The sequence below is a fragment of the Streptomyces sp. NPDC058665 genome (assembly GCF_042714995.1).
Taxonomy (GTDB): Bacteria; Actinomycetota; Actinomycetes; order Streptomycetales; family Streptomycetaceae; genus Streptomyces.
This window is the reverse complement of sequence record NZ_JBHXRX010000046.1, coordinates 29519-44537: the sequence shown is the minus strand read 5'-3', so window position 1 is coordinate 44537 and position 15019 is coordinate 29519. Positions and strand designations below refer to the sequence as shown.

The window sequence follows — 15019 nt, the reverse complement described above, 5'->3', positions numbered from 1 at the left end:
GATGTCGGCCGGCGCCCCTCTCCGTAGCGTCGGAATCATGATCGAAGCAACGGAACTCACCAAGCGATACGGCGGCAGGAACGCCGTCGACAAGCTGTCGTTCACCGTGCGGCCCGGCAGGGTGACCGGCTTTCTCGGCCCGAACGGGGCGGGCAAGTCGACCACCATGCGGCTGATCCTCGGGCTCGACACCCCGACCGCCGGCCGCGTCACCGTCGCGGGCAGGCGCTACGCGGACCTCGCCGCGCCCCTGCGTACCGTCGGTTCACTTCTGGACGCGAAGGGCGTGCACGGCGGCCGTTCGGCGCACCAGCACCTCGCCGCCCTCGCGGCGAGCAACGGCATCCCGGGACGCCGCGTCGACGACGTCCTCGACCTCGTCGGCCTGCCCGCCGACACCGCTCGCACCCGGACCAAGGGCTTCTCGCTGGGCATGGGCCAGCGGCTCGGGATCGCCGCCGCGCTGATCGGTGACCCCGAGGTGCTCATCCTGGACGAACCGGTCAACGGCCTCGACACCGAGGGCATCCGCTGGATCCGCGGACTGATGAAGTCCCTTGCCGCGCAAGGCCGTACGGTCTTCCTCTCCAGCCATCTGATGAGCGAGATGGAACTGACCGCCGACCATCTCATCGTGATCGGCCGCGGCAGGCTCATCGCCGACACCACGATGCGCGACTTCATCACCGCCAACTCCCGCTCCCACACGCTCGTCCGCTCCCCGGAGCCCGAGAGGCTGCGGGCGCTGCTGGAGGCCAGGGGCTGGGGCGTACGGCTGGACCCCGGCGGCGGCTGGCGGGTCGACGGCACCGATGCCACCGCCATCGGCGACCTGGCGCGCGACCACGGTCTCGCCGTCCATGAACTCACCCCGGCCCGCTCCACGTTGGAGGAGGTCTACACGGCGCTGGCGGGCGACTCGGCCGAATACCGCGCGGGCGAGGCCACGACCGGGGCGGAGGCGGTCCGATGACGAACGACATCATCGCCGCGCGGACCGGATTCCGGCAGGCACTCGCCGCCGAGTGGATCAAATTCCGCAGTGTGCGCTCCACGGTCTGGACGACGGTCGCCACCGCCGTGGTCCCCGTCGCCGGGGCGGTGTTCGTCGCCGCGACCGGGAGCCTCCAGGACGACGACACGGTCATCGGCGGCAGCCTCACCCTGGCCGTCGTCGCGCAGATGCTCGCCGCCGTCGTCGGCGCGATGACCATCACCGGCGAGTACGGCAGTGGCACCATCCGTACGACCCTCGCGGCCAACCCGGGCCGGGGCACGGTCGTCGCCGCCAAGGCGGCACTCGTCGCCGCTCTGATGTACGCGATCGCCCTGGTCTCCTGCTCGCTCGCCGTCCTGACCGGTGACGCGCTCCTGCCCGCCCGGTACGCCACCGGGGAGCCGCTGCCGGCCCTCTTCGGCATCGCGGGCTCCTTCGCCGTGGCAGGTCTGCTGGGCCTGGCCGTCGGCACGCTCGTACGGCACTCGGCGGGCGCCGTCACCACCGTCATCGGCCTGCTCCTGCTGCCGTCCCTCTTCGGTCCGCTCTTCGGGGACGCGCGGCGCTGGATCGCCGGTCTGTCCCCGACCGCCGCGCTGGAGAAGCTGACGCAGACCTCGGACGCGACGGCCGAAACCGTCGGCAGCCTGGGACCCTGGCCGTCGCTGTGGCTGGTGGCCGGCTGTACGGCGGCGCTGCTCCTGGCCGCCGTCGGGGCGCTGCGCCGCCGCGACGTCTGACGGCGGCCCGGCGCGGTGGGGTCAGGGCGTGTGGACGTACGGCGTGGTCGTGCTCAGCTCCTCGAAACCGAGCCGCCGCAGGATGGGGCGGCTCTGGCTCGACGCGTCGACCTGGAGGTAGTGGTAGCCGCGCTCGGCCGCCAGGCGCGTACGGAAGGCGACCAGAGCGCGGTAGAGACCCCGGCCGCGCCAGCCGGGGACGGTGCCGCCGCCCCAGAGTCCCGCGAACTCCGTGCCGGCCGGCAGCTCCATCCGCGCGGCGCTCACCGGCACGTCACCGGCCATGGCGATGGCGGCGGCGACGCTCCCCGGCGCGGCGGCGAGCTGGGCCAGCAGCCGCTCGCGGATGTGGGTACGGTCCGTACCGAAAGCCCGCTCGTGGACCTCGGCCATCAGCTCCACGCCCGCCGCGTCGGTCACCGGGACCAGCCGCACCCCTTCGGGCACCGCGACATCGGTCGGCAGGCCCGCCGCCTCGGCGATCATCAGCGTCTCCGGCGGCTCGGGCGTGAACCCGGCGGCGGCCAGCCGGCCCGCGAGGTCGTGGGGCGCGTCGTGGGAGTAGAGCTTCCACTCGAACTCCAGGCCGAGGGAGGTGAAATGACGTATCTGCTCGGTGATCGCGGCATCCGCCGAGCCCTCGTCCAGATCCGACCACAGGACCCCGTTCCAGCCGCCGTCCGACTCCGCTGCTGGTCCGGCTCCTCCTGCGGGGGCCGCCGTCTGGCGGACCACGGCGCCGACCCGTTCGACCACGGCCCCGAGACTGTCGGCCGGGGCCTCTCTGCGCATCTGGCGGTCGAACAGCGCGCGTACCGCTTCGGTGTCCATCGGCCCACCTCAGCGGAGCGCCACCGGCGCCGCAACCGGGTTTTCCGCGGCGCCGCCGGTCAGGCCGCCTTGCGGGTCTCGGTGAGCCGGGCGAAGGCGACGACGTTGCCCTGATACCCGGTCTTCTCGGTGAACGCGCCGCCGCAGGTGATCAGGCGCAGTTCCGGCGTCCCGGTCGGGCGGTAGACGCTCTTCGCCGGGAAGTCCCGCTTGCCGAAGCCCTTCACGCCGTACACGGTGAACACGGCCGTGGTGCCGTCCGCGCGTGTCACCTCGACGCGGCTGTCCCTGGTGATTCGGCCCAAGTCGTAGAAGACGGCAGGGCCCTCGGCGGTGTCGACATGACCCACGATCACCGATGTGCCCTGCTCGCCGGGTGTCACCGACCCCCGGAAGTGGCCCGCCAGCTCAGGTCTGGCGGGCGGCGGCGCCTCGATCCAGCCCTCGGCGTCCAGCGACACGTGTGTCAGGGGCGCGTCGACGCGTACCGAGGGGATACGGATCCGGGTCGCCGTGGAGCCCGGCAGGGGAGGCGCGGCCCTCGCGGCCGTTCCGGCCGGACGCGGCACCGGGACGGCGTCCGCGCGCGGGTCCTGGCCGGCGTCGGACACGGCGGGTCCCGCGCCGGTGGGCTGCGGCGGGAGTACGAGCCGGCTCTCGCTGCTGAGCCGCACCACGAAGATGCCGACGAGCAGAAGCAGCACGACCGTCGACCACCGGGAGGCCCGGAGCCTTTCCGTTTCCGTCATCACGCCGGCCGGCTGCGGACGAGACGGACGGCGCCGCCGACCGCGAGCGCGATGACCGCGCCGCCGACCGCGAGACCCGCCGTATTCGGACCGCCGTCGGTGCTGCCGCCAATGCCGGCCTTCACGCCTTTGTGCGCACCGTCCGTATGGGTCTCGTGAGGCCGGGGCTCCGGGGGTTTTGGGTGCTCCGGCCGCAGCGGCTCCAGGGGATCGAGCGGGTCGAGCGGCGCCGTCGGGTGCGGCGGCTTGCCGGGCTTCCCCGGCCTGTGCGGCTCGTTCGGCTTTCCGGGCTTGCTCGCGATGCCGGTCGTGCCGGTCGTGCCGGTCGTGCCGGACTTGATCATCAACGGCACCGAGCGGATCACACCGCCGCAGTCGAAGGTGATCTCGTACTCGGCCTCGGGCTTCACGTCGTCGAAGACCGTGGCCGACTTCTCCTCGCCCTCGGTCAGGGTGACGGTCTCGAACACTCCCGACGACACGGTCAGGGTGGACGCTTCGCACCCGCTGCTCCGGATCGTCACCTCGCCACCGGGTGCGACCGCCTCGGGGGCCACGCTGAAGTCGAACTCCGCCTTGTCACCGGCGAACGCGGCCGGTCCCGCCCCGAGAACGAGGACGGCGGCGCCCGCGACCGCGACCGCGGCCGTCGGGCCCGTCGGACAGGCCCTGGCTGTCGTGCGCATCGGATCTCCGCTCATGAGGGTCCCGGACGTCGGAGGCGTGCCACGGCGGGAAACACCGAAACGCGCCACACAGCGATCCCGACGCTAGAAGTGAGGAATTGTCAGCGCACTCCGGGGGCGCGCTCGTGCCCGCCAGTCGGGTTGCCGGGCGGGCACTCGGGTTACGGCGCCGGTGCGGTGAGGCTGCTGTGCCGACGAGGCAGCGGTGCCGGTGAGGCGGCTGAGACGGCCGTGGCGGTTGTGGCGAAACGGGCGGGAGTGAACCGCCGGATCCGGCCCGGGATTTCGCGGAACCCGAACGGCGGACACACCGTGCGTGCCATGCTCGATAAGCACTCTTACCGGTGACTCCGCCACAGACGCATGGCGTGATTCGGGCATGGCTTGATACGGGGAGAGCGGATGGAATCGACTGATGACGCCGCGCACGGCACGGACGGTTCACACGAGGCGGAGACCGGCGCCGGACACACGCGCAAAGCGCTGCGCCGTGAGCGGCTGCTGACGACGGCGACCGACCTCTTCACGACCCGCGGCTATGTGGGCACCTCGATCGAACGGATCTGCGCCACGGCGCATGTGTCGATCCGCGCGTTCTACGAGGAGTTCGAAGGGCGCGAGGCGCTGCTGATCGCGCTGCACAACGAGGTCGCGCGGGCCGGTATGGAGGCGACTCTCGCCGCCCTCGGTGATCCCGGGATGGACACGGCCGACACCCGGACGAGGGTGACCGCGCTGGGGCGCGCGTACGTCGGCGCCGTGACCGCCGATCCGGCCTCCGCCAAGGTCGCCTTCGTCGAGGTGATCGGGGTGAACCGCGCGGTGGAGGACCACCGGGTGGTCTGGCGCAGTCTGTGGACGGACTTCCTGACCGGCGAGGCGGACCGCGCCGTCGGGCGCGGCGAGGCGGTGCCGCGCGACTACACCCTGGCGATGGTCGCCCTGATCGGCGCCATCAACGAACTGATGGCGCACTGGGCCCGCAGCGGTGGAACGGTGCCGCGTGAGGTCGTGGCGGACGAGATGATCCACCACGTGCTCGCCACGATCGGTCATCCCGCCGGGGGTCGTCCCACCGGGCCGGGAGACGGCCCCGTACGGGCGGACGAGGGAGCGTGAGGCCATGAGCGGACTCTGGCACCAGGTCATGCGGAGCATGTCCCAGCCGGACGCGTCGCCGGACGACGACATCCTCGCGCTGGCCGCCGCCGACATCGCGCTGCGCAACCATCCGGAACCGCCCGCCGACGCGGACGTCGTCCTGGACATCGCGCGGTCCGAGTTCGCCGCCGTACTGACCGTGCGGCAGGCCAGGGCGGCGCTCCAGCGGGCCCGTGAGATGGCCAGGGAACAGGCGGCGCAGGACCGGGAGCGTACGGACGGGAACGGCTGAACGGCAGTTCAGCGGGTTACGCCGACGCGGGAGCGGTCCGTCCGCTCGGTTAGCCTGAGCGGACGATGAACCGTTTGACGACGCCCTGGGGCGATCTCGACCTTGACCGCTTTCCCGAGCGGCCCCGCGACACGCTCCGGGCCTGGGACGCGGCCGACGAGTATCTGCTGCGGCATCTGGCCGGGGCCGAGGCGGAGGCCGGCCTTGATCTGTCCGGCACCGTGGCCGTCGTCGGCGACCGGTGGGGCGCGCTCGCCACCGCGCTCGCCCCGCACCGCCCCGTACAGATCACCGACTCGTACCTCACCCAGCGGGCGACCGGTGCCAACCTGCTGCGCAACGGCATCGACACCGGCGCCGTACGGCTCCTGTCGGCACGGGACACACCGCCCGAGCGGATCGACGTCCTGCTGATCCGGGTGCCCAAGAGCCTCTCGCTCCTGGAGGACCAGCTGCACCGGCTGGCGCCCGCCCTGACTCCGGAGACCGTTGTCGTCGGCGCCGGCAAGGTCACCGAGATCCACACCTCCACGCTGAGACTCTTCGAGCAGATCCTCGGTCCCACCCGGACCTCGCTCGCCGTGAAGAAGGCGCGACTGATCTTCTGCGCGCCTGCCGCCGACCGTGTCCGGGACCGCGACCGGTCCGCGGGCCGCGCGGCGGCGAGCCCCTGGCCGATCTCGTACACCGTGCCCGAGGGCGCCGGCGCCGCCTCGGGGCTGAGCGTCACCAACCACGCCGGGATCTTCTGCGCCGAACGCCTCGACATCGGTACGAGGTTCTTCCTGCGCAATCTGCCCGAGCGGCGCGGCCGGGAGCATGTCGTCGACCTCGGCTGCGGGAACGGCGTGGTCGGCACGGCCGTCGCCGTGGCCAATCCGGAGGCCCGGCTGACGTTCATCGACGAGTCCTTCTCGGCCGTGGCGTCCGCCGAGGCGACCTTCCGCAAGAACGTCGACACCGACAATCCGGTGGAGTTCGTCGTCGGTGACGCCCTGGCCACCGTGGCGGCCGGGTCGGCCGATCTCGTACTCAGCAACCCGCCGTTCCACAGCCATCAGGCGACCACAGATGCGACCGCCTGGCGGATGTTCACCGGGTCCCGGGAGGCGCTGCGCCCCGGCGGCGAGCTCTGGGTGGTCGGCAACAGGCATCTCGGCTACCACGCGAAGCTGCGGCGGCTGTTCGGCAACTGCGACGTGATGGCGAGCGATCCGAAGTTCGTGGTCCTGCGGGCCGTCCGGCGCTGATCGCCGCGGGCCGTGCTTCGCGGGTCGCGTATGCGGTCCCCGACGCGCTGACCGGCCCGAACTTGCCTTCCCCGACGTTCCGTTGGGCACACTGTGCCTGTGACGTCACTGCCGCAAGTTCCGCCCCAGGGCCAACACGGCTCGCAGACCGGCCACATGATCGTGTGTGGCGACGACGCGCTCGGCCACCGGCTGGCCGGTGAACTGCGTGAGGTCTACGGAGAACAGGTGACCCTCGTCGTCCCGCCGGTACGCGCGGAACGCCGGGACCCCGCGCCGCTCACCGGCCGTGGCAGGGCGTCCGCCCTCATCGGCCGGGTGTCGGCGGTCATGGCCCGCACGTACGGCCCCACGACCGGCGCCCCCGACGGCAGGACGGGCGATCCCGTGCTCCCGCGGCTCATGGAGGCCCCCGAACTCGACACCGAGGTCCTCGTCGAGGCGGGAGTGGCGGAGGCGGCGGCGCTCGCGCTCGTCCACGACGACGACGAGGTCAACATCAGGACCGCCCTCGCCGCACGGCGTCTCAACCCCCAACTGCGCCTGGTCATCCGGCTCTACAACCGCAAGCTCGGGCAGCATCTCGAAGACCTGCTCGACCAGGCGGCGGCCGTCGCCGTCCCCGGTCTCGACATCGCCGCGCTCGACGCGTCCACCACCGTGCTCTCGGACGCCGACACCGCCGCCCCCGCGCTGGCGGCCACCGCCGTCGCAGGCACGAGCAAGATCGTTCGTGCCGACGGGCTGATGCTGCGGGCCGTGGAGCGCAATCCGCCGGGCTCCGGCGAGGTCGCCGATCCCGGTCTGTGCACCCTCGCCCTGCTGTCGTCCACGACCAACGACCCTGCGGGCGCTGAGGGTTCGGACAGCAGCGGCCATGACGGGCCCCGCCTGCTGCCCGACGACGCCAGCACCGCGGCGGCCACCGGCCGGGGGACCGTGGTCCTGGAGGCCGTCTCCCACGAGGGCGAGACCCTGTCCCGGCGGCGGACCATGGGGCGCGGAGCCCCGCTGGGCTCGCTCTTCTCGCCCCGGCTGCGCTGGTCGTTCGCGGGCATCGCCGCCGCCGTACTGGCCCTGGCCGTCGCCTCCTCGATCACCATGGACGACGATCCGCTGCACGCGACGTACATCGTCCTGCTCGACCTGTTCGGCATCGGAGAGGCCGCCACCGGGGAAGACCTGGACCGTCAGGTGATCCAACTCCTGTCCGGAGTGGCCGGGTTGCTGCTGCTGCCGGTGCTGCTCGCCGCCGTACTCGAAGCGCTGGGTACATTCCGCAACGCCTCCGCCCTGCGCAGGCCGCCTCGCGGGCTCTCCGGCCATATCGTGCTCCTCGGCCTCGGCAAGATCGGCAGCAGGGTGCTGGTGCGGCTGCGTGAACTCGACATACCCGTGGTGTGCGTGGAGGAGGACCCCGAGGCCCGGGGCATCGCGCTCGCACGGAGCCTGCGGGTGCCGACGGTGGTCGGCGACGTGACGCAGGAGGGGGTCCTGGAGGCGGCCAAGGTGCACCGGGCGCACGCCCTTCTCGCGCTCACCAGCGTCGACGTCACCAACCTCGAAGCGGCCCTGTACGCGCGCTCCGTCAAGCCGGATCTGCGCGTCGCCCTGCGGCTGTACGACGACGAGTTCGCCACCGCCGTCTACCGGACGCTGCGCGCGGCCCACCCCCGGGCCCTCACCCGCAGCCGCAGCGTCTCCACGCTCGCCGCACCGGCCTTCGCCATCGCCATGATGGGGCGTCAGATCCTCGGTGCGATCCCGGTCGAGCGCAAGGTGCTGCTCGTCGCGGCCATCGACGTGGCGGGACACCCGAGGCTCGAAGGGCGCACCGTCGCCGAGGTGTTCAGGCCGGGCGCCTGGCGGATCATCGCGCTGGACACGGCGGCGCCGGGGGACCGGCTGCCCGATCTCGCCGACACCCGGCGCGACCACGACGAGGACCGGACCACCGGGCTGGTGTGGGACCTGCACCCGGGGTACGTGCTGCGCGCGCAGGACCGTGTCGTGCTGGCGGCCACCCGGCGGGGTCTGGCCGAACTGATGGGCCGTCAGTCCACCCCACCCCGGCCCTCCGTGCCCTGAGGCTCCGGGGCGGGCGGCGCGGATATCGGCCACGGATGCGTCTGTTCCCGCCGTACTGCGAACAGCGCCGCCTCACGTAAGCCACCGTCCCCCCGTACGTCACCCGACTGCCCTACTGTTCCCGTCACTTCACTCGTCTGACCGGAAGGCCGGGAACATGGGAAGACTCATGCGTACGACAGTTGCCGCGAGCGCGGCCGGGGCGCTGGCCCTGGTGGGTGCTCTGAGCCAGGCGGGCACCGCGGCCGCCGACGACCAGCTGCCGTACTCCTCTTCCACCGGGGTCGGGGTCCACAACGCCTACGAGAAGACGACCTTCCCGTACTTCGCGGACGCGCTGGACTCCGGTGCCGGGATGCTCGAACTCGACGTGTGGACCAATGTGTTCGGCGCCTCCTGGCGGGTCTCGCACAGCAACCCGCTCGGCAGCAACAGCAATTGCGTGAACGCCGCCAACGCCGGTGAGCTGCGCACCAAGTCACGCGACCAGGGGCTGCCCGGCTGCCTCAAGGACATGAAGGCCTGGCACGACGCCAACCCCGGCCACCGGCCGATCCTCGTCAAGGTCGAGTTCAAGGACGGCTTCCAGGGCCAGGCCGGACGCGGCCCCGCCGCGCTCGACGCGCTCCTCGGCTCCACGCTCGGCGACGCGCTCTTCCGTCCCGCGGACCTCGTGGGCGGCAGCGCGAACCTCGACACCGCCGTCCAGGAACGCGGCTGGCCGGCGCGCTCCGCGCTCGCGGGCAAGTTCATATTCGAGCTGATCCCCGGCACCGTCGAGCAGCAGAACCCCCTCGACACCCTGTGGACCGACCGCGAGTACGCGACCCACCTGCGGGACCTCGCCGCCGCAGGCCGGCTCGGCGAGGCGGCGGCCTTCCCCGCCGTACTCGGCGCCGCAGCCGGGGACCCCCGCACCCGGTACCCGGACGCCTCGCTCCGGCCGTGGTTCGTCGTCTTCGACGGCTCGGCGTCCGTCTACGCCGCCGAGGGCTTCGACACCGACTGGTACGACCAGCGGCACTATCTGGTCGTCATGACGGACGCCCACGCGGTGGCGCCCGCGATCGACGGCACGAACCCGACCGAGGCGCAGGCGCGCGACCGCGTCGCGCTGCTGGCGCGCAAGCACGCGAGCATCGCGTCGGCGGACTGGTACCCGCTGCCGTCCGTTCTCGCCACGGTCGTGGAGCGCGGCGCGGGCCAGTAGCCGCCACCGCGTTGGGGTGCGGTGCGTACGGGTTGCGCGGCCCCTGCCGGCCGCGCAACCCGGCGGACAGGACCTACGCGCCCGGCGGGCCGTGCGCCCCCAGCACCGTCTCCAGTGTGTCCGCCTCCGACGCCGGTTTGTCCTCGCGGTGGCGCAGCACCCGCGCGAACCGCAGCGTCACTCCCGCCGGGTAGCGGGACGAGCGCTGGAGCCCGTCGTAGGCGATCTCCACCACCAGCTCAGGACGCACCCGCACGGTGAAACCGTCGTCGTCCACCGCCAACTCCCGCAGACGCGCCGTCTGCCACTCCAGCATCGCGTCCGTCAGGCCCTTGAACGTCTTGCCCAGCATCACGAACGAGCCGTCCGGCCGCCGGGCGCCCAGATGCAGATTCGACAGGCGGCCGGTGCGCCTGCCATGCCCCCATTCGGCGGCCAGCACCACGAGATCCAGCGTGTGGACCGGTTTGACCTTCACCCATCCGGCCCCGCGCCGGCCCGCGCTGTACGGGGTGTCGAGCGCCTTGACCACGACGCCCTCGTGGCCCCGTTCCAGCGTGATGCGCAGGAACTCCACCGCCTCGGCGGTGTCCGGTTCCGGCACCACGAGCCGCCGCACCCGCATCGGTGCCGGGACCAGCCGGTCCAGGGTCGTACGGCGCTCGGCGTACGACAGGTCGAGCAGCTCGTCACCGTCGGCGGCGAGCACGTCGAAGAAGACCGGCGACAGCGGCAGCGCGACGGCCGCCGCCCGTACGTCCGTGCGCGAGCCGACCCGCCCCGCGACCTCCTGGAACGCGCGGGGCCTGCCGTCCGCGTCCAGGGCGATGACCTCCCCGTCCAGGATGAAGCGGTCACCGTCCAGAGCGAGCGCGGCGGCGGTCACCTCCGGCAGCCGGTCGGTGATGTCGTCGAGGGTGCGGGTGTAGACCCGTACCGCGTCACCCTCCCGGTGGACCTGTACGCGGATCCCGTCCAGCTTCTCCTCCACGGCGCACGGCGCGAGCCGCTCCACGGCCTCGGCCACGCTCCCCGCCGTCTGCGCGAGCATCGGCAGCACCGGCCGGCCCACGGTCAGCCGGAACTCCTCCAGCGCCCCTGGACCGTCCGCCAGCAGCCGCTCCGCGACGCTCTGGAGCGACCCGGCCAGCATCACCGCCCGCCGGACGGCGGCGGGCGGCGCCTCCGTCGCCTGCGCGAGCGCCTCCCCGGCGACGGCGTCCAGCGCGCCCTGGCGCACCTCACCGAAGAGCAGCGCGATCAGGAACCGCTGTTCCTCCTCCGTAGCCTCGCCCAGCAGGGCCTGGACCAGCCGTCTGCGCTCGGCCTGCGAGCCGGGACCGGCGACGGCGGCGAGCGCGGTGACCGCGCGGTCCGCCTCATGGATGGTCAGCGTGGCCGTGTCCGCCGCAGGTACGGGGTCCTTCAGCGCGTGCCGGCCGACACCGATCCGACCCTGGGGAAGCCGGCCCGCCAGCCACGGGATGACGACAGGCACGTCGGCGGACCCGGCCGCGCGGAAGAGATCGGCCAACAGGGCGATCTTCCGGGACCGCGCCGACGTGGCGGCGACCTCCCGTGAGACCTGAGCGAGCGTGGCCAGCAGCATGCGGCCATCCTGCAACGCCTCGTGCCCGCGCGCTCCTCCGAATCCGCCCGGCCCCGCGAGGCCCCGCGCCGGGCGGCGGGGCGCGGGAGAGCTAGGGTCTGTCACCAGAGGCCCTAACCTGGGCGGTCCGGCCGACAGACGGCGGAGGGGTGAGCGAGCGTGAGCCACGGGGACAGCGACGCCGGCGCCCACCGTGCACGCGCCGACCCCGGGCTCTTCGGCCCCGACTCCGTCACCTGGCAGCTGCACAGCGACCCGATGATGTGGATCGCCGGCGTCCGTGCGCTCTACCTCCAGGCCCTGCACCCGCGCGCCGTACGCGGCGTCATACAGAACAGCGACTTCAGAAAGGGCGCCTGGGGGCGGCTGAAGCGCACGGCCAACTTCGTCGGCACCATCAGCTACGGCACCACCGAAGCCGCCGAGAAGGCCGGTGCCCGCGTCCGCCGCATCCACACCCGCCTCAAGGTCACCGACCCCGTGACGGGTGAGCGTTACGGTGTCGACGAACCGGACCTGCTGCTCTGGGTGCACTGCGCCGAGGTCGACTCCTACCTGCACCTCCTGCGCCGCTCCGGCCTCCCGGTCACCGACGCCCAGGCCGACCTCTACATCGGCGAACACCGCGAAGGCGCCCGCCTCGTGGGCCTCGACCCGGCGATCGTGCCCGCCAACAGGGCCGAACTCGCCGCGTACTTCGAACGGGTACGACCGGAGCTGGCCGCCGGTCCGGAGGCGCGCAAGGTGGACGACTTCCTGCGCCGTCCGCCCGTCCACCCGCTGCTCGTCCCCGCCCGCGCGGTCCTGTGGCGCCACGCGTCGGCCCTCGCGTACGACTCACTGCCGGGCTACGCCCACGAGTTGTACGGCAGAGCGGCCCCCGATCCACTGCGGGTCACCCGCCGACTGGTCGTCACCGGGGCGGTCCTGCGGGCCGTCCCTGGGTGGCTGCGCCGGCGCATCCCACCGGGCCACATCAGAGGCGCGATGGCCAGGCTGGGACGCGAGACCCGGCCCGGCCCACGCGAACTCGGGCGACAGGCTGCCAAACTCCGCAGACAGGCGGCCATACTGGACGGGCCGGGGAGGGCGCAGCGAGGTGACGGGGGCGACAGCAGGCGATGGCGGAAACCAGTCTGATCCAGGGCCGGTACCGGCTGCTCGATCTGATCGGGCGCGGTGGCATGGGCGAGGTGTGGCGGGCCCAGGACGAATCGCTGGGCCGGCACGTCGCCGTCAAATGCCTCAAGCCGCTCGGCCCGCAGCAGGATCAGTCCTTCACCCGGGTGCTGCGCGAACGGTTCCGCCGGGAGGCGCGCGTCGCGGCGGCCCTCCAGCACCGGGGCGTCACGGTCGTCCACGACTTCGGCGAGCACGACGGTGTGCTGTATCTCGTGATGGAGCTGCTCGAAGGGCGTAACCTCAGCCAGCTCCTGGAGGACAACAGACAGGGTCCGCTCGCGGTGCCGGACGTCGTCGACATCGCGGAGCAGGTCGCGGACGCGCTCGCGTACACGCACGAACAGGGCATCGTGCACCGGGACTTGAAGCCCGCCAACATCGTGCGGCTGACCGACGGCGCGGTGAAGATCTGCGACTTCGGCATCGCCAGGCTCGGCCACGACATCGGCTTCACGTCCAAGCTCACCGGCACCGGCATCGCGATGGGCACGCCGCACTACATGTCGCCCGAGCAGATCGGCGGCGGGCACATAGACCATCGCAGCGATCTGTACTCGCTCGGCTGTGTGCTGTACGAGATCGCCACCGGTGTCCCGCCCTTCGACCTGGACGACGCGTGGGCCGTCCTGGTCGGGCACAGGGACACCGCGCCCCGGCCCTTGCGGAGTCACCGGTCCGAACTGCCGGAGTTCCTCGACACGATCGTCCTCGACCTGCTGGCCAAGACGCCCGACGAGCGCCCGTCGGACGCGACCGCGCTGCGGCACCGGATCATCGCCGCCCGGTCCATCTCCGAGCACCCCGAAGCGCCGGGACGCTACGGCCGTCACGGGCGGGAGGGCCGGGAGGGCCACCGGTCGGCTCTGTCGCCCATGCTCGCCCACCCGCCGTCGGCCGCCGGCTCCACGTCCCACGGGCACGCCGCGGGCGGTCAGGACCCGCGAGCCGCCCGGCTGCCCTCCTGGACGTACGGCATGACCGTCGGTCACAAGGCGACCGGCTCCTCCGCGCTGCGCACCACGCCGCCCGACCACACGGCGGGACTCACCGGCGAGTGGACCACGCCGTCGGGACCGGCGGGGACCTCCGCGGGCGGTTTCGCGCGGCCTGAGCGCCCCACGCCGTCGCCGGAGCAGATCGCCGTGCTCAACAGCCGGCACAGCGCGGGCCTCAGCCTGGGCAGGCTCGGCCGCTGGGACGAGGCGGGCGAGGTGCACCGCTCGGTCGCGGCCGAGCGGGAGCACATGCTCGGGCCCGACCATCCCGACACCCTCGGCAGCCGCTACGAGGTCGGCTTCACGCTCAGCCGGACCGGCCGCACGTCGGACGCGCTGCGGGAGTTCGTCCGGGTCACGGAGGGCCGCGAACGGGCCCTCGGCCCCGACCACCCGGAGACCCTGGCCGCGCGCCAGGAGACGGCGTACGTCCTGGGCCAGCTCGGCAGGCACTTCGAGGCGCACGAGGTGTACGCGGCGGTGCTCGCCTCCCGTGAACGCACCATGGGGGCCGACCATCCCGACACCCTGCGCTGCCGCCACAACCTCGCGTTCAACCTCAGCCGGCTCGGCCGGATCGAGGACTCGTTCCGGATGGCGCTGGAGGTGGCGGAGGCACGCGGCAGGGTGCTGGGCGCCAACCACCCCGACACGCTGGTGACGCGGTACGAGGTCGCGTACGCGCTCGGCATGCTCGGCCGCTGGACGGAGGCGCTCCAGACGTACCGCGAGGTCGCGGCCGGCCGCACCCACGCGCTGGGCGGCGACCACCCCGACAGCCTGGCGGCGCGCTACGAGGTCGGCATAAGCCTCGGCCGGCTCGGCCGCAGCGCCGAGGCCCTGGAGCTGTACCGGGGCCTCGTGGATGACCGCACCCGGGTACACGGCCCCACCGACCCCGAGACGCTGCGCGCCCGCCACGGCCTGGGGGTGAACCTCGGCAGGCTCGCCCGCTGGGAGGAAGCCCTCGCGGAGTCCCGCGACGTGTGCGCGATCCGCGAACGGGTACTTGGCCCCGACCACCCGGACACCCTGGTCAGCCGCCGCGAGGTCGCCGTCGGCCTGGGCTGGCTGAGCCGCTGGTCCGACGCCCTGGCGGTCTACCGCAGCGTGGCGGAGTCCCGCGAACGGGTGCTCGGCCCGGACCACCCTGACGCCCTGGCCAGCCGCAACGACGAGGCGCACTGCCTCGAACAACTGGGCAGGGGCGGCGAGGCGGTGGAACTCTACCGGCGGGTGGCGGCCCTACGACAACAGCGCGAGGCGGGGCGGCACTAGGGTCCGCCTTC

At 72.9% G+C, this 15019-nt stretch carries 13 protein-coding genes; 9 read left to right on the top strand and 4 right to left on the bottom strand.

What is annotated here, in order from left to right; translation table 11 throughout:
* Positions 1–37 precede the first annotated feature (37 nt).
* Together ACFWV8_RS26645 and ACFWV8_RS26640 are read left to right on the top strand one after the other, a co-directional pair.
* On the top strand, positions 38–973 hold the full coding sequence (locus ACFWV8_RS26645) for an ATP-binding cassette domain-containing protein (RefSeq protein ID WP_384208608.1): 936 nt from the start codon (positions 38–40) through the stop codon (positions 971–973).
* Positions 970–1737: an ABC transporter permease subunit gene (locus ACFWV8_RS26640; RefSeq protein WP_384208604.1), complete on the top strand. Its 768-nt coding sequence runs from the start codon at positions 970–972 to the stop codon at positions 1735–1737. The genes ACFWV8_RS26645 and ACFWV8_RS26640 overlap by 4 nt, the downstream gene beginning before the upstream one ends.
* A gap of 21 nt (positions 1738–1758) precedes the next feature.
* Here the strand turns inward: ACFWV8_RS26640 and ACFWV8_RS26635 are convergent, their stop codons facing one another.
* From ACFWV8_RS26635 to ACFWV8_RS26625, 3 genes are read right to left on the bottom strand one after another with little or no spacing between them, the layout of a single operon-like run.
* The gene (locus ACFWV8_RS26635) at positions 1759–2568 is read right to left on the bottom strand and encodes a GNAT family N-acetyltransferase (RefSeq protein WP_384208599.1); all 810 of its coding nucleotides are present in this window, start codon (positions 2566–2568) and stop codon (positions 1759–1761) included.
* A 59-nt stretch (positions 2569–2627) separates the two neighbouring features.
* A complete protein-coding gene (locus tag ACFWV8_RS26630; protein ID WP_384208595.1) occupies positions 2628–3317 on the bottom strand; it encodes a class F sortase in 690 nt (229 codons plus the stop codon).
* Positions 3317–4003 (bottom strand): hypothetical protein, encoded by a 687-nt coding sequence (locus ACFWV8_RS26625; RefSeq protein WP_384208592.1) that lies wholly within the window; start codon positions 4001–4003, stop codon positions 3317–3319. The genes ACFWV8_RS26630 and ACFWV8_RS26625 overlap by 1 nt, the downstream gene beginning before the upstream one ends.
* Before the next feature lie 402 nt (positions 4004–4405).
* Here ACFWV8_RS26625 and ACFWV8_RS26620 point away from each other — a divergent pair, with 402 nt between their 5' ends.
* The 5 genes from ACFWV8_RS26620 to ACFWV8_RS26600 all read left to right on the top strand — a co-directional run bounded on the left by ACFWV8_RS26620 (position 4406) and on the right by ACFWV8_RS26600 (position 9944).
* Positions 4406–5122 carry a TetR/AcrR family transcriptional regulator gene (locus ACFWV8_RS26620; RefSeq protein WP_384208589.1) on the top strand — a complete coding sequence of 239 codons (717 nt, stop codon included), beginning with the start codon at positions 4406–4408 and terminating at the stop codon, positions 5120–5122.
* Between the two features lie 4 nt (positions 5123–5126).
* Complete coding sequence (locus ACFWV8_RS26615; RefSeq protein WP_189105758.1) at positions 5127–5396, top strand: hypothetical protein; 270 nt, start codon at positions 5127–5129, stop codon at positions 5394–5396.
* 65 nt (positions 5397–5461) lie between these two features.
* A complete protein-coding gene (locus ACFWV8_RS26610; RefSeq protein ID WP_384208584.1) occupies positions 5462–6646 on the top strand; it encodes a methyltransferase in 1185 nt (394 codons plus the stop codon).
* Between the two features lie 156 nt (positions 6647–6802).
* Complete coding sequence (locus tag ACFWV8_RS26605; RefSeq protein ID WP_384208689.1) at positions 6803–8734, top strand: NAD-binding protein; 1932 nt, start codon at positions 6803–6805, stop codon at positions 8732–8734.
* 157 nt (positions 8735–8891) lie between these two features.
* Positions 8892–9944, top strand: coding sequence for a phosphatidylinositol-specific phospholipase C domain-containing protein (locus ACFWV8_RS26600; protein ID WP_384208581.1), 1053 nt, complete (start codon positions 8892–8894; stop codon positions 9942–9944).
* A 73-nt stretch (positions 9945–10017) separates the two neighbouring features.
* Here ACFWV8_RS26600 and ACFWV8_RS26595 read toward each other — a convergent pair whose 3' ends face one another.
* Positions 10018–11553 carry an ATP-dependent DNA ligase gene (locus ACFWV8_RS26595; RefSeq protein WP_384208578.1) on the bottom strand — a complete coding sequence of 512 codons (1536 nt, stop codon included), beginning with the start codon at positions 11551–11553 and terminating at the stop codon, positions 10018–10020.
* A gap of 159 nt (positions 11554–11712) precedes the next feature.
* Between ACFWV8_RS26595 and ACFWV8_RS26590 the strand changes: the two genes are divergently transcribed.
* Both ACFWV8_RS26590 and ACFWV8_RS26585 read left to right on the top strand, forming a co-directional pair.
* Positions 11713–12693, top strand: coding sequence for an oxygenase MpaB family protein (locus ACFWV8_RS26590; RefSeq protein ID WP_384208576.1), 981 nt, complete (start codon positions 11713–11715; stop codon positions 12691–12693).
* Positions 12675–15008, top strand: a complete 2334-nt coding sequence (locus tag ACFWV8_RS26585) for a tetratricopeptide repeat protein (protein ID WP_384208573.1) — start codon at positions 12675–12677, stop codon at positions 15006–15008. The genes ACFWV8_RS26590 and ACFWV8_RS26585 overlap by 19 nt, the downstream gene beginning before the upstream one ends.
* Positions 15009–15019: the final 11 nt, after the last annotated feature.

What these genes read in the sequence shown, in the direction of transcription:
- ACFWV8_RS26645 (WP_384208608.1), top strand. Translation starts at nt 38, where the DNA reads ATGATCGAAGCAACGGAACTCACCAAGCGATACGGCGGCAGGAACGCC.
- ACFWV8_RS26640 (WP_384208604.1), top strand. Translation starts at nt 970, where the DNA reads ATGACGAACGACATCATCGCCGCGCGGACCGGATTCCGGCAGGCACTC.
- ACFWV8_RS26635 (WP_384208599.1), bottom strand. Translation starts at nt 2,568, where the DNA reads ATGGACACCGAAGCGGTACGCGCGCTGTTCGACCGCCAGATGCGCAGA.
- ACFWV8_RS26630 (WP_384208595.1), bottom strand. Translation starts at nt 3,317, where the DNA reads ATGACGGAAACGGAAAGGCTCCGGGCCTCCCGGTGGTCGACGGTCGTG.
- ACFWV8_RS26625 (WP_384208592.1), bottom strand. Translation starts at nt 4,003, where the DNA reads ATGCGCACGACAGCCAGGGCCTGTCCGACGGGCCCGACGGCCGCGGTC.
- ACFWV8_RS26620 (WP_384208589.1), top strand. Translation starts at nt 4,406, where the DNA reads ATGGAATCGACTGATGACGCCGCGCACGGCACGGACGGTTCACACGAG.
- ACFWV8_RS26615 (WP_189105758.1), top strand. Translation starts at nt 5,127, where the DNA reads ATGAGCGGACTCTGGCACCAGGTCATGCGGAGCATGTCCCAGCCGGAC.
- ACFWV8_RS26610 (WP_384208584.1), top strand. Translation starts at nt 5,462, where the DNA reads ATGAACCGTTTGACGACGCCCTGGGGCGATCTCGACCTTGACCGCTTT.
- ACFWV8_RS26605 (WP_384208689.1), top strand. Translation starts at nt 6,803, where the DNA reads ATGATCGTGTGTGGCGACGACGCGCTCGGCCACCGGCTGGCCGGTGAA.
- ACFWV8_RS26600 (WP_384208581.1), top strand. Translation starts at nt 8,892, where the DNA reads ATGGGAAGACTCATGCGTACGACAGTTGCCGCGAGCGCGGCCGGGGCG.
- ACFWV8_RS26595 (WP_384208578.1), bottom strand. Translation starts at nt 11,553, where the DNA reads ATGCTGCTGGCCACGCTCGCTCAGGTCTCACGGGAGGTCGCCGCCACG.
- ACFWV8_RS26585 (WP_384208573.1), top strand. Translation starts at nt 12,675, where the DNA reads ATGGCGGAAACCAGTCTGATCCAGGGCCGGTACCGGCTGCTCGATCTG.